Below are 22,350 nucleotides of genomic sequence, written 5' to 3' on the forward strand. Positions count from 1 at the left end.
GTGCGGCTTCGGCAGGGGGAGCGCCCGGCAGCGGGTCGGCCCCGGCCGGTTCGGAGTCCGGCGGCGGTACAGCCCCGGCCGGCGGAAGCCCCCGTGCCGGGACAGCCACGGCCGGTTCCACGCCCGGCGCGGGTGCGGCTCCGGCAGGGGTCCGGCGGAAGACGGTGATCGGGACCGATACGACCGGGTCGATCCCCGTGCACCTGCTCTTCCGGGACGAGCCCGAGTCGGCCGACCGCGTCGCCGACGACGGACCCGCCACCGTCTCCATGGCCGGCCCCGTCGTGGGAGCCGCCACCACGACCCCCACCCTCGCGCCCCTCAAGGCGGTCATCCCCGCCCCCGCCCGGCCCGCCGCCCCCTCCCGCCCCGCCCCCACCGCCGACCCCCAACTCGTCGAGCGGCCCGCCGCCGTCCTGCCCGGGTGGATCGGAGTCGTCGGCGGGCTCCTGGCGATCGCCGCGTGCGCGGCCGTCGTGTGGTGGGCCGGGGCCGTGCCCGAGTCGGTCGCCCACATGCTCCGGCTGCCCCCGCGCCCGTACCACGGCATCCACCTCGGGCAGTGGGCGCTGCTCGCCCTCGGGGTCCTGGCCATCCTCTTCTTCTTCGGCGGTCTCGGCCGCGGCCGCGTCGGCTACGCCTGGGTCCTCACCCTCTTCGGCGACTACCGCGGCACCGTCCGCCGCACCGGTCTCCTCTGGGTCAGCCCCCTCCTCCTGCGCCGCCGGGTCGACGTCCGCCTCCGGCACTGGCGCAGCGAACCGCTCTCCGCGGTGGACGCCAAGGGCACCGCGCTCCAGGTCGTCGTCCTCGTCGTCTGGCGCATCCGGGACACCGTCCGCGCCGCGCTCGGGGTCGAAGGCCACGAGGAGTACCTGCGCGAACAGGTGGAGGCGGCCATGGCCCGGGTCCTCTCCCAGCTTCCGGCCGACGCCTTCCACGAGGACGCCCCGACCCTGCGCGACGCCGAGGCGGTCGGCGAGGCCCTGACCCGGATGCTCTCCGCGGAGTGCGCGCCGGTGGGGATCGACGTGTTCTCGGCGCAGCCGACCCGTATCGAGTACGCCCCCGAGATCGCGGCGGTGATGCGGCGCCGACGGATCGCCGCGATCGACGCCAAGCACCGGGACAGCGTCCTGACGGCGGTCGTGGACGCCGTGGACGACGTGGTCCACCGGCTGACCACGCGTGGTCTGGTCGAGCTGGACGACTACGAGCGCAAGTCGCTGGTCAAGGACCTGACGGTGGCGTTCTACACCGGTCGCTCCGGGCCCGGGGAAGGCGCGTGAGTGGTATGGACAGGTTCAACTTCCGTCAATACTTTGGTACTTGGTCTAGACCTGAATAGGCACTACCGCACACGCACCACACCACCGCACACGCACCACACCCACCGCACACGCACCACCCACCGCACGCGTGCAGCACGGCCCAGAACTCCCCCACGTTCACCTGGAGCGACAGCATGCGCAAAAAGATAGGCATGGCGGCGGTGGCGCTCGGCGTCGCCGGCGCCTCCCTCTTCGCCACGAGCAGCGCCAGTAGCCACGGCTACACCGATTCCCCGATCAGCCGGCAGAAGCTCTGCGCCAACGGCACCGTGACCAACTGCGGCTCCATCCAGTGGGAGCCGCAGTCGGTCGAGGGCCCCAAGGGCTTCCCCTCCGCCGGTCCCGCCGACGGCAGGATCTGCTCCGCCGGCCTCGCCCACTTCGCCCAGCTCGACGACCCGCGAGGTGGCAACTGGCCCGCCACCAGGGTCACGGCAGGCCAGAGCTACAGCTTCCGCTGGCAGTTCACCGCCCGTCACCGCACCACCGACTTCCGGTACTACATCACCAAGAACGGCTGGGACCGGACCAAGCCGCTCACCCGGGCGGCCCTCGACTCCCAGCCCTTCCTGACCGTCCCGTACAACAGCCAGCAGCCGCCGGCCACGCTCTCGCACTCCGGGACCATCCCGGCGGGCAAGACCGGCAAGCATCTGATCCTGGCGGTCTGGACGATCGCGGACACCGCGAACGCCTTCTACGCCTGCTCGGACGTTGAGTTCTGACTGTTCGTTCTGACCGTTCAGTCCTGACGGACAGTCAGTTACCGTCCGACGTATGACCGTGGCGGAGCTCGTGCAGCGTCAGTGGGGCGATCGCCGGATCGGGCTGAGGAGCCGGGAGGCCACCCTCACCCACCATCAGGTCGCCGCGGAAGCCGCAGCGCGGGCAGCGCTGCTCGTCGATCTGCTGCCCCGAGGTGCCGAGCCGCACCTCGGGGTGCTCCTCGACAACACGCCGGAGTTCCCCCTCTGGCTCAGCGCGGCGGCCCTCTCGGGGGCCGCCGTCGCCGGGATCAACCCCACCCGGCGCGGCGCCGAACTGGCCCGCGACATCGTCCACACCGACTGCCGTGTCCTGGTCACCCAACTCGCCCACCTTCCCCTGCTCGACGGGCTCCCCCTGCCGGGCGTACGGGTCCTGGTGACCGACACCGACGCCTACCGGGAGCTGCTCGCCCCCTACCGCGCCGCGAAACCCGGCGAGGCCACCGTCCGGCCCGTGCGCCCCGACAGCCGGATGCTGCTCTACTTCACCTCGGGCTCTACGGGCGCGCCCAAGGCGGCCGTCTGCACCCAGGGCCGGCTCGCGGCGGCGGGCGGCTCGCTCGTCACCCACTTCGGACTGGGGCCCGATGACGTCCACTACATCTGCATGCCGATGTTCCACGGCAACGCGGTGATCGCGGACTGGGCGCCGGCGCTCGTGGCGGGCGCGGGGGTGGCGCTGCGGGCCCGGTTCTCCGCCTCCCGGTTCCTGCCGGACGTACGGGAGTTCGGCGCGACCTACTTCACCTATGTCGGCCGGGCGGTCCAGTACCTCCTGGCCACCCCGGAAGGTCCCGACGACCGGGCGCACCGACTGCGCCTCGGCTTCGGTACGGAGGCGGGGGCGGTGGACGCGGCCCGGTTCGAGGCGCGGTTCGGGGTGCGGCTCGTGGAGGGGTACGGCTCCTCGGAGGGCGGCGCGGCGATCCGGCGGACACCGGACACGCCGACCGGGGCGGTCGGGCGGGCGGCGCCCGGGGACGATCTCGCGGTGGTGGACGCGGCGACCGGCCGGGAGTGCGAGCCGGCGGTCTTCTCGCCCTCCGGGGCGCTGCTCAACGCCGAGGCGGCCATCGGCGAACTGGTCAACCGCGGCCGCAGCCCCTTCGAGGGGTACTGGCGCAACCCCGAGGCGGACGCGGCCCGGCTCCGGGGCGGCTGGTACTGGACCGGTGACCTCTTCTACCGGGACGCGGCGGGTTTCCTGTACTTCGCGGGGCGCACGGACGACCGGCTGCGGGTGGACAGCGAGAACCTCGCGGCGGCCGTGATCGAGCGGATCCTCTCCCGCTGGGAGCGCGCGGCGGGCGTCGCCGTCTACGCGATACCCGACCCGGTCGCGGGGGACCAGGTGATGACGGCGCTCGCGCTGCGCGAGGGCGCGGTGTTCGACCCCGAGGCCTTCCAGGACTTCCTCTCCGCCCAGCGGGACCTCGGCACGAAGATGCCTCCGCGCTTCGTCCGCGTCATGCCCGAGCTTCCGCTGACGGCGACGAACAAGGTCCACCGGGTGGCCCTGCGCCGGGAGTCGTTCCTCTGCGAGGACCCGGTGTGGTGGCGACCGGCGCCGGGAGCCCCGTACGAGCGCCTCACCCCGCGGGCCGTGTCGGCCCTGCGCGCGGAGTACGCCGCCCACGGGCGTCCTCTGCCGGCCTCCGGTTCCTCCGCCGTCGTCGCGGGCGGCGCGCTGCCACGCCGACGAAGCTAGGTTTTCGGGCGCTCTTCGGCTCGTAACGTTCGGTTAACCCTGCAAACGACTTTGCCGAGTTATCGTCATCCTTGACCGGTCGTTGACCAACTGTTGGTCTGCGCAAGACGTTGCGAACCGCGAGAGGGAGGCGCATGCGCCGAGGTGCGACGGCCCGGCCCGCGTTCGTGCTGCTCGCCGCCGTCCTGGTCGCCTGCCAACTCCTCGCGGCCACGGCGTCCTTCGCATATGCGCATACGGCGCGTCATGCCGTGGCCAAGGCTCAGCCCGTCGCCGCGCCCGAGAGCGAGGCGTCGCGCGGCCAGATCGTCACCTGTCACGACGCCGGCCGGCCAGGCGATCCGACCGGCCCCCTGCGCACCCGTGACCGGTCGCGCATCGCCGACAACCCCGGGATATCCGAGCGGCCGTCGCCGGCGCACCACACCTCCGTGGCGCCCGAACCGGCCGCCTCCGGCTCCCCGCACCCCCACATGCCGAGACCCTCGAGAGCACACGCTCCGGCCGCGCTCCAGGTGTTCCGCTGCTGATCGGTGGAGCAGCCCCCCACGTCCCCCCCCCACGCATCACCACTGCCCCGCACATGCCGACGCGTCCCCACGACGCGCCAGGAGGAATCACCACGCCATGCAGCCCCTCATCGACAACGCCCGCACGTTCGGACAGCGCCCTGAGGAGTTCGCCAAGCTGGCCGAAGGCCAGTCCCCCGAGGTCCTCTTCATCACCTGCGCCGACTCCAGGGTCGTACCCGCCCTGATCACCGGCGCCCGGCCCGGCCAGCTCTTCGAGCTGCGCACCGCGGGCAACATCGTCCCGCCGTACGGCTCCGGCACCCCCACCGGAGAGGCGGCCACCATCGAGTACGCCGTGGAGGTCCTCGGCGTCGAGCACATCGTGGTCTGCGGCCACTCGCACTGCGGCGCCGTGGGCGCGGTGGTGCGCGGCGACGACCTGGACGCCGTTCCGGCCGTACGGGACTGGCTCGCGCACGCCGCCGAGCAGCCCAAGTGCTCCGACCCGGCCGACCCGACCGTCGCGGAGGCCGTGCAGAACCACGTCCTGGCGCAGCTGCAGCGGCTGCGCTCCTACCCCTGCGTCGAGAAGCGGCTGGACTCCGGCCGGCTCCGGCTGCACGGCTGGTACTACGAGGTCCACACCGGTGCCGTGCGCGAACACCGCGCGGACACCGACACCTTCGAAGCGCTGTGAGGGAGGGCCCTATGAGCAAATTCCCCTACATACGCCAGGACTTCGCCGCCTCGCTCGTCGTCTTCCTGGTGGCCCTGCCGCTGTGCGTGGGTGTCGCCGTCGCCTCCGGCGTCCCCGCCGAACTCGGCCTGGTCACCGGCATCGTCGGCGGCATCGTCACCGGTCTGATGCCGGGCAGCAGCCTTCAGGTGTCCGGCCCGGCCGCCGGCCTGACCGTGCTGGTCTTCGAGGCGGTCACCGAGTTCGGTCTCCCCGCCCTCGGCGTGATCGTGCTGGCCGCCGGAGTGCTCCAGCTCCTCATGGGCGCCCTGAAGCTGGGGCGCTGGTTCCGCGCGATCTCCGTCTCCGTCGTCGAGGGAATGCTCGCCGGCATCGGGCTGGTGATCATCGCCGGCCAGCTGTACGCGGCGGCCGGCCTGAAGGCCCCCGCCTCCGGCGTCGACAAGATACTGGGGCTGCCCGGGGCCGCCGTCGACGCGATCGGCAGCCCCGGAGCCCTGGCGTCCCTGGCGATCGGCGCGGGCACCATCGCCCTGATGGTGGGGTGGACGAAGCTGCCGAAGAAGGCCCGCACCGTGCCGGGCGCGCTCGCCGCCGTCTTCGTCGCGACGGTGGTCACCTGGGCGTTCAGCCTGCCGGTGGCCACCGTCGAGGTGAACGGCCTGCTCGACTCCATCCAGCTGCCCGGCGCCGACGCCCTCGGCGGCCTGGCCTCCCCGGCCCTCATCGGCACGATCCTCGCCTTCACCCTGATCGCCTCCGCCGAGAGCCTGTTCAGCGCCGCCGCCGTCGACCGTCTGCACGACGGTCCGCGCACGCGGTACGACAAGGAGCTCATGGCGCAGGGCGCGGGCAACGCGCTCTGCGGTGTGCTCGGCGCGCTGCCGATGACCGCGGTCATCGTGCGCAGCTCCGCCAACGTGGCGGCGGGCGCCAGGACCAAGGCGTCCCGGGTCCTGCACGGCGTGTGGCTGCTGCTGTTCGCGGCGCTGCTCCCGGCGGCGCTCGCGCTGATCCCGCTGCCCGCGCTCGCGGGAATCCTGGTCCACGCGGGCTGGAAGCTGATCCCCTTGCGAGGGGTCGTCTCGCTCTGGCGGGCGCACCGGGGCGAGGCGCTGATCCTGGTGGTCACCGCCGTGGCGATCGTCGTGGTCAACATGTTCGAGGGTGTGCTGATCGGTCTGGCCCTGTCCGTGATCAAGACCGCGTGGGAGACCTCGCACATCAAACTGGAGGTCATCGACAAGGGGGCGGGCCCCATCCAGGCACGCCTGTCGGGCAACGCGACCTTCCTGCGGCTGCCGAAGATCCTCGACAGCCTGGAGGCGCTGCCCCAGGACCGCCCGGTCGAGCTGGACACCTCAGGCCTGCACCATCTCGACCACGCCTGCCGTACGGCCCTGGACTCCTGGGCCGAACGCCACAGCGCGGCCGACACGGAGCCTGTGAAGGTCACGGCTCTGGTGAAGGCCGCCTCCGCCGAACCGGTCTGAAGGCCCCTCGTCCATCAGGACCCTGACCACCCGTGAGGGACACTCGACGCCCGGCGTCCCGCGTCCGGGGGTAGGCCCAGCCCTACCTCCCGGACGCCCCTCACCACCATGGCCCGGCCGCCCACCGCCGCCTACCGTGAGGCGCATGCAGCCGCGAACCCCCTGGCAGGCCCTGACCCGGCGCCGATACCTCCGTACCGCCTGGCCCTGGCGGTCCGCCGGATATCTGGCGAGCGGGGTCGTCACCGGCGCCCCCGCCCTCCTCGTACTGCTTCTGCTCCTCGTGTTCTCGTTCGTCCTCGTCGGGCTCCCGCTCCTGCTCCTCGCCGGAGTCGCCCTCGGCGGCGTCGAGCGCCGCCGGCTCCGGCTCGTCGAGCTGGACCCCGCCGCCGACCCGCACCGCGTCCCCGACGCCCCCGGCCTGGCCGCCTGGCTCCGCGTACGGGTCCGGGAACAGGCCACCTGGCGGGAGCTCGCGTACGCCGTGCTGCACGCCACCGTCCTGTGGCCGCTCGACCTGATCGTGCTCGCACTCGCCCTCGGTCTGCCCGCTCTTCTGATGGCCGCGCCCGTCCAGCTCGCCCTGGACGGCGAGGAGGTGCGGGTCGCCAAGGGGCCGCTGGTCACGACGTATCCGGCGGCCTTCGCGGCCACCGCCCTCGGCGTCGTCCTGCTCCTCGTGCTCCTCCACCCCCTCGCCGCCCTCGCGGGTGCCCGCGCCGCACTCGCCCGGGCCCTCCTCGCCCCGCGCGAGGCCGAGCTGCGGGACCGGATCGGCGAGGTGACGGCCTCCCGCGCCCGGCTGGTCGACGCCTTCGAGGCCGAGCGCCGCCGGATCGAGCGCGACCTCCACGACGGTGCCCAGCAACGCCTGGTCGCCCTCACCATGACCCTGGGCCTCGCCCGGCTCGACGCCCCGCCCGGGCCGCTCGCCGAGCAGCTGGCCAAGGCCCATCAGGAGGCCGGCCGGGTCCTGACCGAGCTGCGGGAACTCATCCACGGCATCCATCCGCAGGTCCTCGCCGACTACGGCCTCGGTGCCGCGCTCGCCGACGCCGCCGACCGCTCCGCCGTCCCCGTCGTCACCGACGTCGACCTGCCGAGGCTCCCCACCCCCGTGGAGAGCGCCGGCTACTTCGTCGTCTGCGAGGCCCTCGCCAACATCGGCAAGCACAGCGGCGCCACCGAGGCCCGGATCACCGCCCGGTGGGAGAGCGGGACGCTGCGGATCGAGGTGTACGACAACGGCCGGGGCGGCGCCGACCCGGCCGCCGGCTCCGGTCTGACCGGGCTCGCCGACCGGATCGCCGTCCTCGATGGCACACTGACGATCATCAGCCCCATGGGCGGGCCGACCGTCCTACGAGTGGAGATTCCGTGCCGACCGCTGCCCGCCCCCTCCGTGTCGTCCTCGCCGAGGACAGCGTCCTCCTCCGCGAAGGGCTGATCGGGCTCCTGGCGCGTTTCGGCCACGAGGTCGTCGCGGCGGTCGGTGACGCGGACGCCCTGCGGGCCGCCGTCGAGGAGCACGACCCGGACATCGTCGTCACCGATGTGCGGATGCCGCCCGGCTTCCAGGACGAGGGGCTGCGCGCCGCCGTCGCCCTGCGCGCCGACCGCCCCCGGCTGCCGGTCCTCGTCCTGAGCCAGTACGTGCAGCGCACCTACGCCGCCGATCTCCTGGACGCGGGCGACGGCACCGGGGTGGGCTACCTCCTCAAGGACCGGGTCGGCCAGGTCGAGGAGTTCCTGGACGCCCTGACCCGGGTCGCGGACGGCGGCACGGTCGTGGACCCCGAGGTCGTACGCCAGCTCCTGCGCCGCCACCGCGATCCGCTGGAGGCGCTCACCCCGCGTGAGCGGGAGGTGCTCGGGCTGGTCGCCGAGGGGCACTCGAACGGGGAGATCGCCCGCCGGCTGGTGGTCACCGAGGCCGCCGTGGGCAAGCACATCGGCAACATCCTGGGGAAGCTGAACCTGCCGCCGGCCGAGGACACCCACCGCCGGGTCCTCGCGGTCCTCACCTATCTGCGGGCCTGACGGACCGGTCCCGGGAAGCCGTCCGGGAAGCACGAAGAAGCCCCCCGCCTGCGCGAGGGGCTTCTTCCGTCTGTGCGCCGCCAGGGACTCGAACCCCGGACCCGCTGATTAAGAGTCAGCTGCTCTAACCAACTGAGCTAGCGGCGCCTGCTGACAGAGAAAATACTACCTGGTCCCCAGGGGTGCTCGTGACCACCCCGGCGCACGCCTCGCCCAGGGCTCTGACCAGGCAGTTTCCCCGCCCAGCCGGCCCAGCCCCGCCCCAGTCCGGACCGGCGGCCCGGCTCAGATGGCCAGCGACAGCACCACCGGAGCCGCCCGTCGGTTCAGGGTGTCCGCCGCCGAGCGCAGCCGGTGGGCGTGCTCGATGGGCAGGGAGAGCGCCAGGCAGCCCACGGCCGCGCCGGCCGTCAGCGGCACCGCCGCGCAGACCGTGCCCACGGCGTACTCCTGCAGGTCGAGCACGGGCACGGTGGGCGGCTGGCTGTCCAGCTTGGAGAAGAGCACCTTCTCGTTGGTGATCGTCCGGGAGGTGAGCCGGGCGATCTTGTGGCGCGAGAGGTGGTCCCGGCGGCCGTTCTGGTCCAGCTGGGTCAGCAGGCACTTGCCGACCGCGCTGGCGTGGGCGGCGGAGCGGAAGTCCACCCACTCGTTGACCTTGGGGGTGCGCGGCCCGTCGGCGAACTGGGTGATCTTGACCTCGCCGTCGATGTACCGGCTGATGTAGACCGCGGCGCCCACGGAGTCGCGCAGCTCGGTCAGGGTCTCCTGGAGCTTGCCCTCCAGCGCCTCGCGGCGCGTCATGCCGGAGCCGAGGAGGACCAGGGAGTCGCCGATCACATAGGCGCCGTCGGCGACCTGCTCGACGTACCCCTCGCGGCGGAGCATCAGGAGCAGGGACGACAGGTGGGCGACGGGCAGACCGGTCTCACGCGCGATCTGGACATCTGTCACCCCGCCACCGTGCCGCGAGACCGTCTCGAGGACGCGCAGGGCGTATTGCACCGAGTGGAACGGCGCGGTGGGCTCGGGCTTCAGCGCCACGGTTTCCCCCTACCAGGTTGTGACCGCAAGCTTCCGTACCACGATAGCCTTCAAGAGCCGTTTACGGGGCGGCTGTTGGCGAGAATGATGCGGCGCCCCAGCGCCGTACGCTGGGGCGCACCACCCTGGCATATGCCAGAGTCACACCTGTTCGACAGAGTCTCAGGTCAGAGCACCGCGCCGAGGAACTCGCGTGTCCGCTCGTGCTCCGGATCCGAGAAGATTTTTTCGGGAGAACCGGACTCGATCACCCGTCCCCCGTCGAACATCAGTACGTCGTCGGAGATGTCCCGGGCGAAGTTCATCTCGTGCGTCACACAGATCATGGTGATGTCCGTGGTCCTGGCGATCTCCCGCAGCAGATCGAGCACGCCCGCGACCAGCTCCGGGTCGAGCGCCGACGTCACCTCGTCGAGCAGGAGCACCTTCGGTTCCATCGCCAGCGCCCGCGCGATCGCCACCCGCTGCTGCTGGCCGCCGGAGAGCTGTGCCGGTCTGGCCTCGTACTTGTCGGCCAGGCCGACCATGTCGAGCAGCTCGCGCCCGCGCGCCTCGGCCTCCTCCCGGCTCTTCCCGAGGACCCGTACCGGCGCCTCGGTGATGTTGCGCAGCACGGACATGTGAGGGAAGAGGTTGAAGTGCTGGAAGACCATGCCGATCTTCTTGCGGACCTCGCGCCGGTGCTTCTCGTCGGCCGGGTGCAGCTTTCCGCCGTTGACGCGGATGGTCCCCGCGTCCGGCTTCTCCAAGGTCATCAGGAGCCGCAGGATCGTCGTCTTGCCGGAACCGGAGGGTCCGATCAGGGTGACGTGCTGCCCCGCGCGCACCGAGAAGCAGAGATCGTCGAGGACGGTGTTGTCCCCGAAGCGCTTGGTGACGTTCTCGAATCGGATCAGTTCTTCAGACAAGGCGGCGCTCCAGGGAACGGACGAGCAGGGAAGCGGGATACGCGATCAGGACAAAGGCCACGCCGACCACCGTGAGCGGCTCGGTGTACTGGAAGGTGGCGGCGCTCTCCAGACGGGACTGCTGCAGCAGCTCCAGCACACTGATTCCGGCCAGCAGGGGCGTGTCCTTCAGCATCGCGATGACGTAGTTGCCGAGCGCGGGCGCGATCCGCCGCAGGGCCTGCGGCAGGATCACCGTCAGCCAGGTGCGGTGGCGCGGCAGGCTGAGCGCGGTCGCCGCCTCCCACTGCCCGGCCGGTACGGCGTCGATGCCGGCCCGGTAGACCTGGGCGGTGTACGTCGAGTAGTGCAGGCCGATCGCGAGCGTGCCGGTGGTCAGGGCCGAGAACTGCACGCCCCACTCCGGCAGGACGAAGAAGAGGAAGAAGAGCTGCACGAGCAGCGGGGTGGTGCGGACGAACTCGGTGACGGCGTGCACCGGCCACCGGACGAGGCGGCTCGGGGCCCGGAAGCCCAGCGCCCACACCAGGCCCAGCGTGAAGGAGAGCAGGGAGCCGAGCACCAGCACCTGAAGGGTGACGAGGAGTCCGTCCCAGAAGCGCGGCAGGAAGTCCACCACCGCGGACCAGTCCCAGTTCACTTGGCCACCACCCCCAGATTCGCCTTGGTCCGTCGTTCCAGCGCCTTCATCGAGCGGGTGATGACCAGCGCGATCACGAAGTACACGAGCAGGGTGACCGTGTAGATCGTGCCGCTCTCCTGGGTCGCGAGCCGCACCAGATAGGCGGCGAAGGACACGTCGCCGACGCCGAGCAGCGAGACCAGGGCGGTGCCCTTGAGCAGCTCGACCAGCAGATTGCAGAAGGAGGGGATCATCTCGGGCACGGCCTGGGGGAGCAGCACCATGCGCAGCCGCTGCCAGGGCGTGAGGCTGAGCGCGATGCCCGCCTCGCGCTGCGTCTTCGGTACGGCGTTCAGGCCGCCGCGCACGATCTCGGCGCCGTAGGCCCCGTAGGAGAGTCCGAGCGCGAGGATCGCCGCCCACATCGGGACGAGCTGCCAGCCGACCAGCGGCGGCAGGACGAAGAAGAGCCAGAACATCAGGATCAGCGCGGAGGTGCCGCGGAAGACCTCGGTGTAGAGCCCGGCGAGGAAGCGGACGGCGCGGGAGCGGTGGGTACGGGCCGTGCCGACGGTGAAGGCGACGAGGGCGCCGAGCGCGGCGGAGGCGATGAGGAGCTGGAGGGTGATCCAGATGCCGGGCAGGACCCAGTTCTGCCAGAGTCCCGCGGTCATCGGCACAGCTCCTCGGCGGTCAGGGTGGTCATCTCGGCCTCGGTGAAGCCGAAGCGCCGCATGATCCGGAAGAGTTCGCCGCTTTTCCTCATCCGGTGCAGCTCGGTGTTGAAGGCGTCCCGCAGGGCGGTGTCGGTGGGGCGGAAGGCGAAGGCGCCGCCGTCGATCTTCTTCTCGCCGTCGACGACGGCGGCGAAGGGTTCGACGGCCTCGGCCCTGGTGGACTTGTGGACGACCGAGCGGGCGGTGATGGCGGTGGCGGCGAAGACGTCGACGCGGCCGGACTCGACCGCGTTCAGACCGGCCACCTGGTCCTGGAGGACCACGATGTCCTTCTCCGGGTAGCCGGCGCCCACGGCGTGGCCGAGCTGGGCCCATCCGCCGCCGGTCGCGAGGCGGGCCTTGGCGCGGACGACGTCCTCGTACGAGCGCAGGTTCTTCGGGTTGCCCTTGCGGACGACGAAGGAGTCGAGCATCTGGTATTCGGGGTCGGCGAAGATGACCTGCGCGCAGCGCTCCTTGTTGATGTACATCCCGGCCGAGACGACGTCGAACTGCTGGGAGTTGAGGCCGGGTATGAGGGAGCCGAAGTCGGTGGCGACGGGCTGCACGCTCTCGATGCCGAGCCGCTGGAAGACGACCCGGGCGAGCTCGGGGGCCTCGCCGGTGAAGGCGCCCTGGTCGTCGACGTAGCCGTAGGGCACCTCGCCCGCGATGCCGAGGCGGACCGTCCGCTGGGATCTGAGGCGGCCCAGGGTGTCGCCCGAGGCGACGCGGGCGCAGCCGGCGGTCCCGGCGGTCGCCGCGACGGCCGCCCCGGCGGCGCCGAGGAGCAGTGTGCGGCGGGTTGTCTGTTCTGTCCATCTCGGGCGAGCTGTTCGAGCCATGGGCGCCCGGCTACCCGAAGCGGCACCGGCCATTCCTGTGACCTTCCGGAATAAGCGGAGACAGCCTCCTGTTCTCTCGGTCGTATCTATGTCTTCGCGCGGAAGGTCGTCAACGGTGAGCGACGCGATTCGGGGCACGGCACACGGGGACTCACCCGTGCCGCTGTCCCTACTGGACCTGGTGACCGTCGGCAGCGGGCGGACCGCGGGTGAGGCGCTGGCCACCAGTGTCGAGATCAGCAGGCTCGCCGAGCGGCGCGGCTACCACCGCCACTGGGTGGCCGAACACCACTCCATGCCCGGTGTCGCCTCCTCCTCGCCGGCCGTGATCCTGGCCCATCTCGCCGCGCACACCCGCCGCATCCGGCTCGGCTCGGGCGGGGTCATGCTGCCCAACCACGCCCCGCTGGTGATCGCCGAGCAGTTCGGCACCCTGGAGGCGTTCGCCCCGGGCCGGGTCGACCTCGGACTCGGCCGCGCACCCGGTACGGACGGGGCCACGGCCGCCGCCCTGCGCCGCACGCGGACGCCGGGCGAGGGTGCGGACGACTTCCCGCAGCAGCTCGCCGAGCTGACCCGATTCCTGGACGACGACTTCCCCGACGGGCACCCCTACGCCCGGATCCACGCCGTCCCCGGACCGGTGCAGGGCCCGAAGGGGCGTCCGCCGATCTGGCTGCTCGGCTCCTCCGGCTTCAGCGCCCGCCTCGCCGGCACGCTCGGTCTGCCCTTCGCCTTCGCCCACCACTTCTCCGCGCAGAACACGCTGCCCGCCCTCGACCTCTACCGGGACTCCTTCCGGCCCTCGGAGGTCCTCGACGCGCCGTACGCGCTGATCGGCGTCTCCGCCCTCGCCCACGACGACCCGAAGGAGGCGCGGCGCCAGGTCCTCACGGGCGCCCTCTCGATGCTGCGCCTGCGCACGGGCCGGCCGGGCCTGATCCCGACGCCGGAGGAGGCGGAGGCGTACGCCTTCAGCCCGACGGAGCGGGACTTCGTGAGCGGCTGGCTCTCCAACGTCATCCACGGCACGGCCGACGAGGTGCGGACAGGTCTGGACGATCTGCGCAAGAGGACCGGCGCCGACGAGCTGATGATCACGGCGAACGCGCACGGCGGCGACGTCCGGCTGCGCAGCTACGACCTGATCGCGGACGCGTACGGCCTGCCGGACGCGGGCGTTCCGGCGGTGTGAAAACCTGGCTGCCGTGGGCGGGTTGGTTCATTCCCGAACCACCTCGTGGAAGATCATTAAGTGAACCTTAAACCGCTCGTCACCTGTGGTGGCGGGCGGTTCCGCTTTCCGTCGCACGCTTCTGACAAGGGCTTTCCTTCCCGAATTGGTCTAGTCCTCAATCTGGTTCAGACCATTGACGCGCTGTTCGCGCGGGGGCTATCACTGCACCATCTCCCGTACCGCGTCATCCCCTCGGAGGCCGCTCGTGCACCCCCGCAAACCCCTTCTCGCCGCGCTGCTCAGCTCGGCCCTCGCCGCCGGCGCGCTCGCCGCGACCGTCGGGCTCGGCTCCGCCCAGGCGGCCGACACCGCCGCCGCCCCCTCGACCGGCGGCGTGAAGATCGCGTACTACGACCAGTGGAGCGTGTACGGGAACGCCTTCTACCCCAAGCACCTCGACACCCGGGGCATCGCGGGCAAGCTCGACATCATCAACTACTCGTTCGGCAACATCCACCCGACCGAACTCACCTGTTTCGAGGCCAACAAGGCGGCCGGAGACGACGCCAACCCCAACGCCGGTGACGGCGCGGGCGATTCGTACGCCGACTACCAGCGCTCCTTCTCGGCCGCGGACAGCGTCGACGGCGTGGCCGACAAGTGGGACCAGCCGATCGTGGGCGTCTTCAACCAGTTCAAGGAGCTGAAGGCGAAGCACCCCCACCTGAAGATCAACATCTCGCTCGGCGGCTGGACGTACTCGAAGTACTTCCACGACGCGGCGAAGACGGACGCGAGCCGCAAGAAGTTCGTGGCGTCCTGCGTCAAGCAGTACATCGCCGGCGACCTGCCGGTCGAGGGCGGCTACGGCGGTCCGGGCACGGCGGCCGGCATCTTCGACGGCATCGACATCGACTGGGAGTACCCGGGCTCGCCCGACGGCCACCTCGGCAACCACTACGGCCCCGAGGACAAGGCCAACTTCACCCTGCTCCTCGCCGAATTCCGCAAGCAGCTCGACGCGTACGGGGCGGCGAACGGCGGCAAGAAGTACCTGCTGACCGCGGCCCTGCCGGCCGGCCAGGACAAGATCAAGCACATCGAGACGGACAAGATCGGCGCGTACCTCGACTACGCCAACATCATGACGTACGACATGCACGGCGCCTGGGACGGCGACGGGCCGACGTACCACCAGTCGCCGCTGTACTCCGGCGCCAACGACCCGACCGACCCGATCAAGCCGGGCACCGAGAAGTACTCGATCGACAACGCCATCGACTCCTGGATCGACGGCAAGCCGGCCTACGGCATCGCGGGCGGCTTCCCGGCGAACAAGCTGACGCTCGGCTACGAGTTCTACTACCGCGGCTGGAAGGGCGTCCCGGCCGGAACCGCGAACGGCCTCGCGCAGCCGGCCACCGGCGCCTCGGCGGCCCGCCCGGTCAGCCAGCAGGCGGGCATCGCGCACTACAAGGAGCTCGGCGGCATCGTCGACAACGCGGCCACGACGTTCTGGGACGACCAGGCGAAGTCGGCGTACTTCTACAAGGACGGCGAGTTCTTCACCGGCCTCGACAAGCGGACCATCCAGGCCCGCGCCGACTACGGCCACCAGCGCGGCCTCGCGGGCGCGATGATGTACTCGCTCCTCGGCCTGGACGCCAACGCGACGCTCTTCAACGACATCGTGACGGCGGTCGGTTCCTCCCCGACCTCCCCGACGACACCCCCCACCACCCCCACGCCCACGCCGACCCCGACCCCCACGCCGACCCGCACCCCGACGCCCACGCCGACCCCCACCGCGCCGACCGGCTGCACCTCCCCGGCGTACGTGGCCGGCACGGTCTACACCGGCGGCTCGCTCGTCTCCCACAAGGGCCGCACCTGGAAGGCCCAGTGGTGGACCCAGAACGAGGAGCCGGGCACGACCGGCGAATGGGGAGTCTGGAAGGACCAGGGCGCCTGCTGACCCTCGCCGGCACCCCTCAGTGACCACCGCCCCCGCCCGGATGTCCCTCCGGCCGGGGGCGGTTCCACGTCTCCGGCCGCCTCGGGCGGGCCGGTCGCCTCAGACGAGCAGGGGCGCGGCGCCGAGGAGTTCGGCGATACGGTCCGGGGCCACCGCGCGGGAGTAGAGCCAGCCCTGGCCCGTGTCGCAGCCGATGCGGCGCAGGCGGGTCGCCTGGCCCGAGGTCTCCACGCACTCGGCGGTGACCGTGAGACCCAGCCGGTGGGCCAGCTGGACCAGGGCCTCCACGATCAGCTCGTCCGCCGGGTTGGCGTGCGCCTCGTCCTGGAAGCCGCGGACGAACGATCCGTCCAGCTTCAGGACCGACACCGGCAGCCGGCTCAGATAGGCCAGGTTCGAGTAGCCCGTACCGAAGTCGTCGATCGCGATCTGCACACCCATGTCGCTCAGCGCCTGGAGCGCCTGGAGCGGGCGGCCCGCCGAGCCCATCACCGCGGACTCGGTCAGCTCCAGCTGGAGCAGGTGCGGGGCGAGACCGGTCTCGGCCAGGATCCCCGCGACGTCCGCCACCAGATCCGAGTCCCAGACCTGCCGTACCGCCACGTTGACGCTCACGAACAGCGGCCGCCTGCGCGGATGGTCCTGCTGCCACTGCCGGGCCTGGCGGCACGCCGTCCGCAGTACCCACCGGCCGAGCTCGACGATCGAGCCGTCCTCCTCGGCGATGCCGACGAACCGATTCGGCGCCAGCGTCCCGAACTGCGGATGGTTCCAGCGCACCAGCGCCTCCACCCCGCGCACCGCCCCGTCCGCCATCCCCACCAGCGGCTGGTACTCCAGCGCGAACTCCCCGCGCTCCACCGCCGGTCGCAGCGTCGAGGAGAGCGCCTGCCGGGTCATCCGGTGCGCGTTGCGCTCCGGGTCGAACAGCGTCCAGCGGGCCTTGCCGTCCGCCTTCGCCCAGTACAGCGTGGTGTCGGCGGCCTGCATCAGTCCGGTCGCCGTCGTGCCGCGGGCGCCCCGCTCGACCACCCCGATCGACGCGGACACCGAGAGCCGCTGCCCGGCCAGGTCGAAGGGCCGCTGGAGCGCGCACAGCACCGACTGGGCCAGGTCCGCGAGCTGTTCCGTCCCCGTGGACTCCTCGACCAGGATCGCGAACTCGTCGCCGCCGAGCCGCGCCACCAGATGCCCGCCGCTCCTGGTGTACCCGTCGCTGTCCGCGCACTCGGTCAACCGGGCGGCCACGGCGGCGAGAAGCCGGTCGCCGACCCGGTGCCCCAGGGTGTCGTTGACCGCCTTGAAGCCGTCGAGGTCGAGGTAGCAGAGACCGATCCGCCCTGTTCCGCCATGCCCGTACGACTCGTACGACTCGTACGACGATCCGCTCTCCGGCGTCTCGTCGTCCTGGGAAGCCGTTTCCAGGGCCGCCGAGAGCCGCTCGAAGAAGAGCGTGCGGTTGGGCAGCCGGGTCACCGGGTCGTGCATCTGGAGATGGCGAAGGCGCGCCTGCAGTTCGCGGCGGTCGCTGATGTCGGCGATCGCGAGCAGCACCCGGCGGCTGTCCGGGACCGGGGAGACGGTGACCTCCGCCCAGAGCGAGCGCCCGTCGGGGTGCTTGAGGCGGCGCGTGCAGCGGAAGCGGGAGCGGCGGCCGCGCAGCACCTCGCGGTACGCGTGCCAGGTGCGGCCGTCGGAGGCGAGGTCGACGAGGTCGGCGGCGGCCTGCTCCCGCAGGGCGGCGGCCTCGGTGCCGAAGAGGGTGCCGAGCGCGTCGTTGGCGGAGACGACGAGGCCGTCCTGGTCGACGACGGCCATGGCCAGCTGGGCGGCGCGGAAGGCGGCGCGGTAGTCGCGCATCTCCGTGGCGCACCGGTCGACGGTGGGGCGCTCCTCGTCGACCGGATGGTGGTCGTGATGACGCTCCGTGACCGGGGGCGCGTGCTCCCGCGCTGACGAGAGCTGCGTGTGCACCGGTCCTTCGGGGGTTCCGCTCACCGCTCGCTCCCGTAGTGCAGTTGGGCCGTACAGACGTGGTCGGGATGGGGTCGGCCAAGGAAAGTGTGCCGATCATAGAGGCAGGCCCGGGGGCCGTTCCAGCTCCGTGGGCGTCATCCCGCCCTGCGGACGCGCTCAGCCGTCCCGCCGCCCACCCTGCCCGATCGTTTCTGCGCGGGTCTGACGCGGGACGACGGGGGCCTGACCGATTGTGACGTTCCGTGAGCCATCGAGGGCTCGTGTCGCGTCGACCCCGTGTCGCCCGCTCACCCGACTGGGGCAGCGGAAAAGTGCGAAACACCGCAAATCACCACAAGGTGGGTGAGGTGTCCCGCATTCCGGAGCCGGAGGTCTACGTGAGGGGTCAGCAGACACCCGAGGGAGTGGCCGGGGGAGTCGGCGGTGGAGCCGCCGGCGGAGTCGGTGGTGGGGTCGGCGGGGGAGTCGGCAGTGGGGCCGGCGGTGGGGTGGATCTCGCCCGGCTCCGCGCCGGAGCGGCGGCCTTCACCTCCCTCGTGGCGCTCGCCGCGACCGGGCTCGTGGCGGGCCCCGCCGTGGGCGCCCCCTCGGCGGGCCCCTGCGCCCTGCCCCGTACCGCCGCCCACCACTCCCTGGGCCTGGACACCTGGAACGGCTCCTACCCGCAGCCCCGCCGCTCCCTCGACGCGGCCATGATCTTCCTGTCCTTCCCGGACTCCACCCCGCTGACCACGCCCGAGGAGCTGACCGCCGACCACTTCCCCGGCACGAGCGACTTCTTCCGGCGCGCCTCCTACGGCCGTTTCACGCTGCGCCCGCACCCCCTCCGCGAGTGGACCCGCATGCCGCGCTCCTCCACCGCGTACGCCATACAGCGCGACTGGGACGCCGCGAAGCGCACCGCGTACCTGCGCGACGCGCTGGCGGCGGTGGACGACGAGGTCGACTTCTCCCGGTACGACATCGTCTACCTCGTGGCCGACCCGGACGCGCCGGGCGTGGACTCCGACGCCACGAAGGTCGTCAACCTGGAGCGTCCGCTGACGGTGGACGGTACGGAGATCAGGCGCGTCGTCACCGTCTTCGAACGGCACCCGCCGGACCGCAACGTCCTCGCCCACGAGACCGGCCACGTCTTCGACCTGCCGGACCTCTACCACCGGCCGACGGACGGCAAGGGGGACTGGGACACCCATGTGGGGGACTGGGACGTCATGGGCAGCCAGTTCGGCCTCGCCCCGGACCTCTTCGGCTGGCACAAGTGGAAGCTGGGCTGGCTGGAGCGCGCCCAGGTGAGCTGTGTCCAGGGCGCGGGCACCCACCTGCTCAGCCTGGAGTCGCTGGCGGCGGCGCCGGTGCCCGGCGGCACGGTCGGCACCCGCCTGGCGGTCGTCCGGACGGGGCACGGCACGGCGCTGGCGATCGAGGCACGCGGCTCGACCGGCAACGACCGGGACACCTGTACGGAGGGTGTGCTGATCTACCGCGTACGCAACGAGGCGGCGTCCGGGGAGGGGCCGGTCGAGGTCGTGGACACCCACCCCCGTACCGAGGCCTGCTGGGACCGCTCGGTGTACCCGCCGCTCGCGGACGCTCCGCTGCGGGTCGGGGAGACGTTCACGGTGCCGGGCGAGGGCACCCGGGTGGAGGTGGCGGACCGGACGCGCGCGGGCGCGTGGACGGTGAAGGTGACGGTGGAGGGCTGACGGTGGAGGGCGTGCGGCGTGGGTCCCTGACGCACGAAAAAGCCCCTCGCTTCCGCGAGGGGCTTTCTCCGTCTGTGCGCCGCCAGGGACTCGAACCCCGGACCCGCTGATTAAGAGTCAGCTGCTCTAACCAACTGAGCTAGCGGCGCCTGCTGACGTCGTAGACCTTAGCATCCTGATCGGCGGGAGGAAAAATCGATATCCGCACGTCGGCGGCGGAGGCGGCCCGGACCGCCCGGACGCAGGCCCAGAGCATGACCTCCGGCCCGGGGAGCCAGGGGTGACGGGTGTCGGGGGCGACGACCCAGCGGGCGCCGGTCGGTTCGCTCGGGGCGAGCGGGGGGATGGTCACGGCGTCGCCGGTGCCGTGGCAGAGCGGCGGCGGGACGGCGTCGCTCCACTCCTCCCAGTCGAGCAGGGACGGTAACCGCTGCGCCGTCCCGGGGGCGGCGAAGAGCAGCATCCGGCCCCGGTGGAGGGCGACGGGTCCGGAGCCGGGGCCTTCCGACCAGAGCCGGTCGAGCATCCGGCGCCCGAAGATCGTGTCGACGTTCACGACGTCGAAGACGGTTCCGCAGGGGAGTACGGCGGGGGCGGTCGGGCGGGATTCCCAGAGCGCGAGCGTGGAGCGCGGATACGCGGCGGCGGAGGCGAGCCAGCCGGCCCCGGCCGCCGTGACCCGGGCGGCCTGGTGCCGCCCCTCGTCCCGGTCCCGGAGGAACCGGAAGATGTCGGGCCGGTCGGTCCGCCGCTCGTCGGTGTCGCTCTGGGCGGGGCTCAGGGGGGTCTCGTCTCGCAGCCATGCGCTCATGGGACAAGATCTACCGGCAGTCACCGTTCCGTTTCAGAGAGTTGACGGAAACCCGGACAGGGCGGGTACGGGAGGAGTATCTTTCGCCCCGGCATATGCCATATGGGTGGGGGAAGGGTGTCCGACCGGGGGGCGCACGGGGCTCACGACCCGGCGCGTTCCCAGCGCACTCTCCGCGCGGTCCGGCGCGGTCGGGCCCGGTTCGGCGCGGCGCGGTCCGGTCCGGCGCGGTCGGGTCCGGTCGGGCGCGGTCCGGTCCGGCCGCCCGTGGCTCACTCCTCCGGTGGGCGGCCGCCCGAGCGGATCAGGTCGCGGCCGAACTCGATCATCTTGCGGGCGTAGTCCTCGGTCCACTCCGCCCGGTCGGCGACGTCGGCGGGCGTCAGCCGGTCGAAGCGGCGGGGGTCGGCGAGCTGCGCCGCCGCGATCGCCTGGAACTCGATCGCCCGGTCCGTCGCCGCCCGGAAGGCGAGCGTCAGCTCGGTCGCCCGGGACAGCAGCTCGCGCGGATCCTCGATCGACTCCAGGTCGAAGAAGTGCTCGGGGTCGGCGGCCGCTTCGGCAGGCTCGAAGATCAGCGGTGCGGGCCGGAGCCGCCGCTGCCCGTTCCGCTCCGCGGATTCCGCCATCGTCCTTCTCCTCCTCGCACGCGCACGCGCACGGCCCGGAGACCCGGGCCGCCGCCTTCCATTCTCCCGCCTCGCGCAAGAGGGCGGGAAGGCCGACGGAGAATCAGTCGCCGAGGCCGCGCAGATACACCGCGAGCCCGCCGAAGAACTCCCGGTCGGCGTCGATCCCGCGCGCGTGACGGCCGGCCTCCGCCATGTACGGGAAGCGGTCCGGTGGCAGTTCGGAGATGACCACGGTCCCGGGGCCGGAGAGCGACCCCAGGTGTTCGAGCTGGATCGCCCCGACGACGTAGCTGATCAGGCCGCGCAGGGCGACGACCCGCCGCTCGCCCTCGATGCCCGCCTCGGCGAGCAGCCCGAGCATCGACTCCGACCAGCGCAGCAGGCCGGGCAGCCGGTGCCGGTGGGTCATGGTCAGCGGGACGGCCGCCGGGTGGGCGCTGACGCTGTCGCGGAGCCGCCGGACCATGACCTCGATCCGGTCCCGCCAGGGCGCGTCCGTGGCGGGCGGGGTGGGGTCGACGGTGCTCAGGACGCGCTCGACGACCAGCCCCTCCAGCTCGTCGCGGTCGGCGACGTACCGGTAGAGCCCCATCGTGCTCATGCCGAGTTCCTTGGCGACGGCGCGCATCGAGAGGCCGGCGAGCCCGTCGCGGTCGATGACGGCGAGGGCGGCGGCGGCCAGTTGGTCCTGGGTGAGTGAACGGGGTCGTGGCATGACGGTTGACAGCGTACGACATACGCCTACGCTGTTAGGAGTACGCCGTACGCCTACATGAGAGGTGCTCCATGCGCATGCCCCGAGGGTTGCTGAAGCCGGGCTCCTCAGCCCCCGTCCAGACGCTCGCCCCGCTCCTCGGCCCGCCCGTCGCCGTCCCCGACCCCGATCCCACGCGCCTGATCCATCTGCAGTTCCGGCGCTTCGCCGGCTGCCCCGTCTGCCATCTGCACCTGCGGTCGGTGGTACGGCGGTACGAGGAGATCGAGGCGGCCGGCGTGCGGGAGGTCGTGGTCTTCCACTCGCCGCCCGAGGAGCTGCGCCCGCACCTGGACGGCCTGCCGTTCCCGGTCGTCGCCGACCCCGACAAGCTGCTCTACACCGCGTTCGGGGTGGAGTCGGCGCCCCGGGCGCTGCTCGTGCCCCGGGCGTGGTGGCCGATGCTCCGGGCCGTCCTCGTCGGCACCTGGGGCATGCTGCGCGGCCGCGAGAAGCCGCCGGTGCTCCGCCCCCGGGGCGGACGGTTCGGCCTGCCCGCCGACTTCCTGATCGGGGCCGACGGCCGGATCGTGGCGGCGAAGTACGGCGAACACGTCGACGACCAGTGGTCGGTGGACGAACTGCTCGCCCTGGCCGCGGCCGCCTCCGCCACCCCGTCGCCCGCGACCTCCTGA

The 22,350-nt window shown here is 72.1% G+C and carries 21 protein-coding genes and 2 tRNA genes; 12 read left to right on the forward strand and 11 right to left on the reverse strand.

What is annotated here, in order from left to right; all coding sequences use genetic code 11:
• The first annotated feature begins 164 nt into the window (after window positions 1-164).
• From ACF06X_RS00790 to ACF06X_RS00825, 8 genes are all read left to right on the forward strand, one after another.
• On the forward strand, window positions 165-1,289 hold the full coding sequence (locus tag ACF06X_RS00790) for an SPFH domain-containing protein (protein ID WP_392285011.1): 1,125 nt from the start codon (window positions 165-167) through the stop codon (window positions 1,287-1,289).
• Window positions 1,290-1,465: 176 nt separating this feature from the next.
• Entirely contained in the window at window positions 1,466-2,056 is a 591-nt protein-coding gene (locus ACF06X_RS00795; protein WP_392285012.1) for a lytic polysaccharide monooxygenase, read from the forward strand.
• A gap of 52 nt (window positions 2,057-2,108) precedes the next feature.
• Window positions 2,109-3,806: an AMP-binding protein gene (locus ACF06X_RS00800; protein WP_392285013.1), complete on the forward strand. Its 1,698-nt coding sequence runs from the start codon at window positions 2,109-2,111 to the stop codon at window positions 3,804-3,806.
• A gap of 134 nt (window positions 3,807-3,940) precedes the next feature.
• Complete coding sequence (locus tag ACF06X_RS00805; RefSeq protein ID WP_392285014.1) at window positions 3,941-4,336, forward strand: hypothetical protein; 396 nt, start codon at window positions 3,941-3,943, stop codon at window positions 4,334-4,336.
• 97 nt (window positions 4,337-4,433) lie between these two features.
• On the forward strand, window positions 4,434-5,015 hold the full coding sequence (locus ACF06X_RS00810) for a carbonic anhydrase (RefSeq protein WP_392285015.1): 582 nt from the start codon (window positions 4,434-4,436) through the stop codon (window positions 5,013-5,015).
• A gap of 11 nt (window positions 5,016-5,026) precedes the next feature.
• The gene (locus ACF06X_RS00815) at window positions 5,027-6,508 is read left to right on the forward strand and encodes a SulP family inorganic anion transporter (RefSeq protein ID WP_392285016.1); all 1,482 of its coding nucleotides are present in this window, start codon (window positions 5,027-5,029) and stop codon (window positions 6,506-6,508) included.
• 145 nt (window positions 6,509-6,653) lie between these two features.
• Window positions 6,654-7,955 (forward strand): sensor domain-containing protein, encoded by a 1,302-nt coding sequence (locus tag ACF06X_RS00820; protein ID WP_392285017.1) that lies wholly within the window; start codon window positions 6,654-6,656, stop codon window positions 7,953-7,955.
• The gene (locus ACF06X_RS00825; RefSeq protein WP_392285018.1) at window positions 7,886-8,548 is read left to right on the forward strand and encodes a response regulator; all 663 of its coding nucleotides are present in this window, start codon (window positions 7,886-7,888) and stop codon (window positions 8,546-8,548) included. Before ACF06X_RS00820 ends, ACF06X_RS00825 begins: the two co-directional genes overlap by 70 nt.
• Window positions 8,549-8,621: 73 nt before the next feature.
• Here ACF06X_RS00825 and ACF06X_RS00830 read toward each other — a convergent pair.
• From ACF06X_RS00830 to ehuB, 6 genes are all read right to left on the reverse strand, one after another.
• Window positions 8,622-8,695 (reverse strand) — tRNA-Lys (locus ACF06X_RS00830).
• A gap of 138 nt (window positions 8,696-8,833) precedes the next feature.
• Entirely contained in the window at window positions 8,834-9,592 is a 759-nt protein-coding gene (locus ACF06X_RS00835; protein ID WP_392285019.1) for an IclR family transcriptional regulator, read from the reverse strand.
• A 167-nt stretch (window positions 9,593-9,759) separates the two neighbouring features.
• A complete protein-coding gene (ehuA, locus tag ACF06X_RS00840; RefSeq protein ID WP_392285020.1) occupies window positions 9,760-10,500 on the reverse strand; it encodes an ectoine/hydroxyectoine ABC transporter ATP-binding protein EhuA in 741 nt (246 codons plus the stop codon).
• A complete protein-coding gene (gene ehuD / locus ACF06X_RS00845; protein ID WP_392285021.1) occupies window positions 10,493-11,140 on the reverse strand; it encodes an ectoine/hydroxyectoine ABC transporter permease subunit EhuD in 648 nt (215 codons plus the stop codon). Before ehuD ends, ehuA begins: the two co-directional genes overlap by 8 nt.
• Window positions 11,137-11,796, reverse strand: a complete 660-nt coding sequence (ehuC, locus tag ACF06X_RS00850) for an ectoine/hydroxyectoine ABC transporter permease subunit EhuC (RefSeq protein ID WP_392285022.1) — start codon at window positions 11,794-11,796, stop codon at window positions 11,137-11,139. The genes ehuD and ehuC overlap by 4 nt, the downstream gene beginning before the upstream one ends.
• On the reverse strand, window positions 11,793-12,683 hold the full coding sequence (gene ehuB / locus ACF06X_RS00855; RefSeq protein ID WP_392285023.1) for an ectoine/hydroxyectoine ABC transporter substrate-binding protein EhuB: 891 nt from the start codon (window positions 12,681-12,683) through the stop codon (window positions 11,793-11,795). Before ehuB ends, ehuC begins: the two co-directional genes overlap by 4 nt.
• Window positions 12,684-12,771: 88 nt before the next feature.
• Here ehuB and ACF06X_RS00860 point away from each other — a divergent pair, with 88 nt between their 5' ends.
• Both ACF06X_RS00860 and ACF06X_RS00865 read left to right on the forward strand, forming a co-directional pair.
• A complete protein-coding gene (locus tag ACF06X_RS00860) occupies window positions 12,772-13,878 on the forward strand; it encodes an LLM class flavin-dependent oxidoreductase (protein ID WP_392285024.1) in 1,107 nt (368 codons plus the stop codon).
• Window positions 13,879-14,125: 247 nt separating this feature from the next.
• Entirely contained in the window at window positions 14,126-15,835 is a 1,710-nt protein-coding gene (locus ACF06X_RS00865) for a glycosyl hydrolase family 18 protein (protein WP_392285025.1), read from the forward strand.
• 99 nt (window positions 15,836-15,934) lie between these two features.
• Here ACF06X_RS00865 and ACF06X_RS00870 read toward each other — a convergent pair whose 3' ends face one another.
• On the reverse strand, window positions 15,935-17,833 hold the full coding sequence (locus tag ACF06X_RS00870) for a putative bifunctional diguanylate cyclase/phosphodiesterase (RefSeq protein WP_392285026.1): 1,899 nt from the start codon (window positions 17,831-17,833) through the stop codon (window positions 15,935-15,937).
• A gap of 467 nt (window positions 17,834-18,300) precedes the next feature.
• On the opposite strand from ACF06X_RS00870, the gene ACF06X_RS00875 reads away from it, so the two are divergent.
• Complete coding sequence (locus tag ACF06X_RS00875) at window positions 18,301-19,518, forward strand: M6 family metalloprotease domain-containing protein (protein WP_392285925.1); 1,218 nt, start codon at window positions 18,301-18,303, stop codon at window positions 19,516-19,518.
• Between the two features lie 75 nt (window positions 19,519-19,593).
• On the opposite strand, the gene ACF06X_RS00880 is transcribed toward ACF06X_RS00875, so the two are convergent.
• The 4 genes from ACF06X_RS00880 to ACF06X_RS00895 all read right to left on the reverse strand — a co-directional run bounded on the left by ACF06X_RS00880 (window position 19,594) and on the right by ACF06X_RS00895 (window position 21,676).
• Window positions 19,594-19,667: transfer RNA gene (locus tag ACF06X_RS00880), tRNA-Lys, on the reverse strand.
• Complete coding sequence (locus ACF06X_RS00885; protein ID WP_392285027.1) at window positions 19,658-20,329, reverse strand: bifunctional DNA primase/polymerase; 672 nt, start codon at window positions 20,327-20,329, stop codon at window positions 19,658-19,660. The genes ACF06X_RS00880 and ACF06X_RS00885 overlap by 10 nt, the downstream gene beginning before the upstream one ends.
• 272 nt (window positions 20,330-20,601) lie before the next feature.
• Window positions 20,602-20,958, reverse strand: a complete 357-nt coding sequence (locus ACF06X_RS00890; protein ID WP_392285028.1) for a hypothetical protein — start codon at window positions 20,956-20,958, stop codon at window positions 20,602-20,604.
• A gap of 103 nt (window positions 20,959-21,061) precedes the next feature.
• On the reverse strand, window positions 21,062-21,676 hold the full coding sequence (locus ACF06X_RS00895) for a TetR/AcrR family transcriptional regulator (protein ID WP_392285029.1): 615 nt from the start codon (window positions 21,674-21,676) through the stop codon (window positions 21,062-21,064).
• A 71-nt stretch (window positions 21,677-21,747) separates the two neighbouring features.
• Here ACF06X_RS00895 and ACF06X_RS00900 point away from each other — a divergent pair, with 71 nt between their 5' ends.
• Complete coding sequence (locus ACF06X_RS00900) at window positions 21,748-22,350, forward strand: peroxiredoxin-like family protein (protein WP_392285030.1); 603 nt, start codon at window positions 21,748-21,750, stop codon at window positions 22,348-22,350.

It is taken from the genome of Streptomyces sp. NPDC015346 (genome assembly GCF_043078785.1).
Classification (GTDB): domain Bacteria; phylum Actinomycetota; class Actinomycetes; order Streptomycetales; family Streptomycetaceae; genus Streptomyces.

Bases quoted from the DNA above. Each gene is read 5' to 3' on its own strand.
- ACF06X_RS00900 (WP_392285030.1), top strand. From the start codon at position 21,748: ATGCGCATGCCCCGAGGGTTGCTGAAGCCGGGCTCCTCAGCCCCCGTC.
- ACF06X_RS00860 (WP_392285024.1), top strand. From the start codon at position 12,772: ATGTCTTCGCGCGGAAGGTCGTCAACGGTGAGCGACGCGATTCGGGGC.
- ACF06X_RS00795 (WP_392285012.1), top strand. From the start codon at position 1,466: ATGCGCAAAAAGATAGGCATGGCGGCGGTGGCGCTCGGCGTCGCCGGC.
- ACF06X_RS00815 (WP_392285016.1), top strand. From the start codon at position 5,027: ATGAGCAAATTCCCCTACATACGCCAGGACTTCGCCGCCTCGCTCGTC.
- ehuC (WP_392285022.1), bottom strand. From the start codon at position 11,796: ATGACCGCGGGACTCTGGCAGAACTGGGTCCTGCCCGGCATCTGGATC.
- ACF06X_RS00890 (WP_392285028.1), bottom strand. From the start codon at position 20,958: ATGGCGGAATCCGCGGAGCGGAACGGGCAGCGGCGGCTCCGGCCCGCA.
- ehuB (WP_392285023.1), bottom strand. From the start codon at position 12,683: ATGGCTCGAACAGCTCGCCCGAGATGGACAGAACAGACAACCCGCCGC.
- ACF06X_RS00820 (WP_392285017.1), top strand. From the start codon at position 6,654: ATGCAGCCGCGAACCCCCTGGCAGGCCCTGACCCGGCGCCGATACCTC.
- ACF06X_RS00805 (WP_392285014.1), top strand. From the start codon at position 3,941: ATGCGCCGAGGTGCGACGGCCCGGCCCGCGTTCGTGCTGCTCGCCGCC.
- ACF06X_RS00810 (WP_392285015.1), top strand. From the start codon at position 4,434: ATGCAGCCCCTCATCGACAACGCCCGCACGTTCGGACAGCGCCCTGAG.
- ACF06X_RS00895 (WP_392285029.1), bottom strand. From the start codon at position 21,676: ATGCCACGACCCCGTTCACTCACCCAGGACCAACTGGCCGCCGCCGCC.
- ACF06X_RS00885 (WP_392285027.1), bottom strand. From the start codon at position 20,329: ATGAGCGCATGGCTGCGAGACGAGACCCCCCTGAGCCCCGCCCAGAGC.
- ACF06X_RS00800 (WP_392285013.1), top strand. From the start codon at position 2,109: ATGACCGTGGCGGAGCTCGTGCAGCGTCAGTGGGGCGATCGCCGGATC.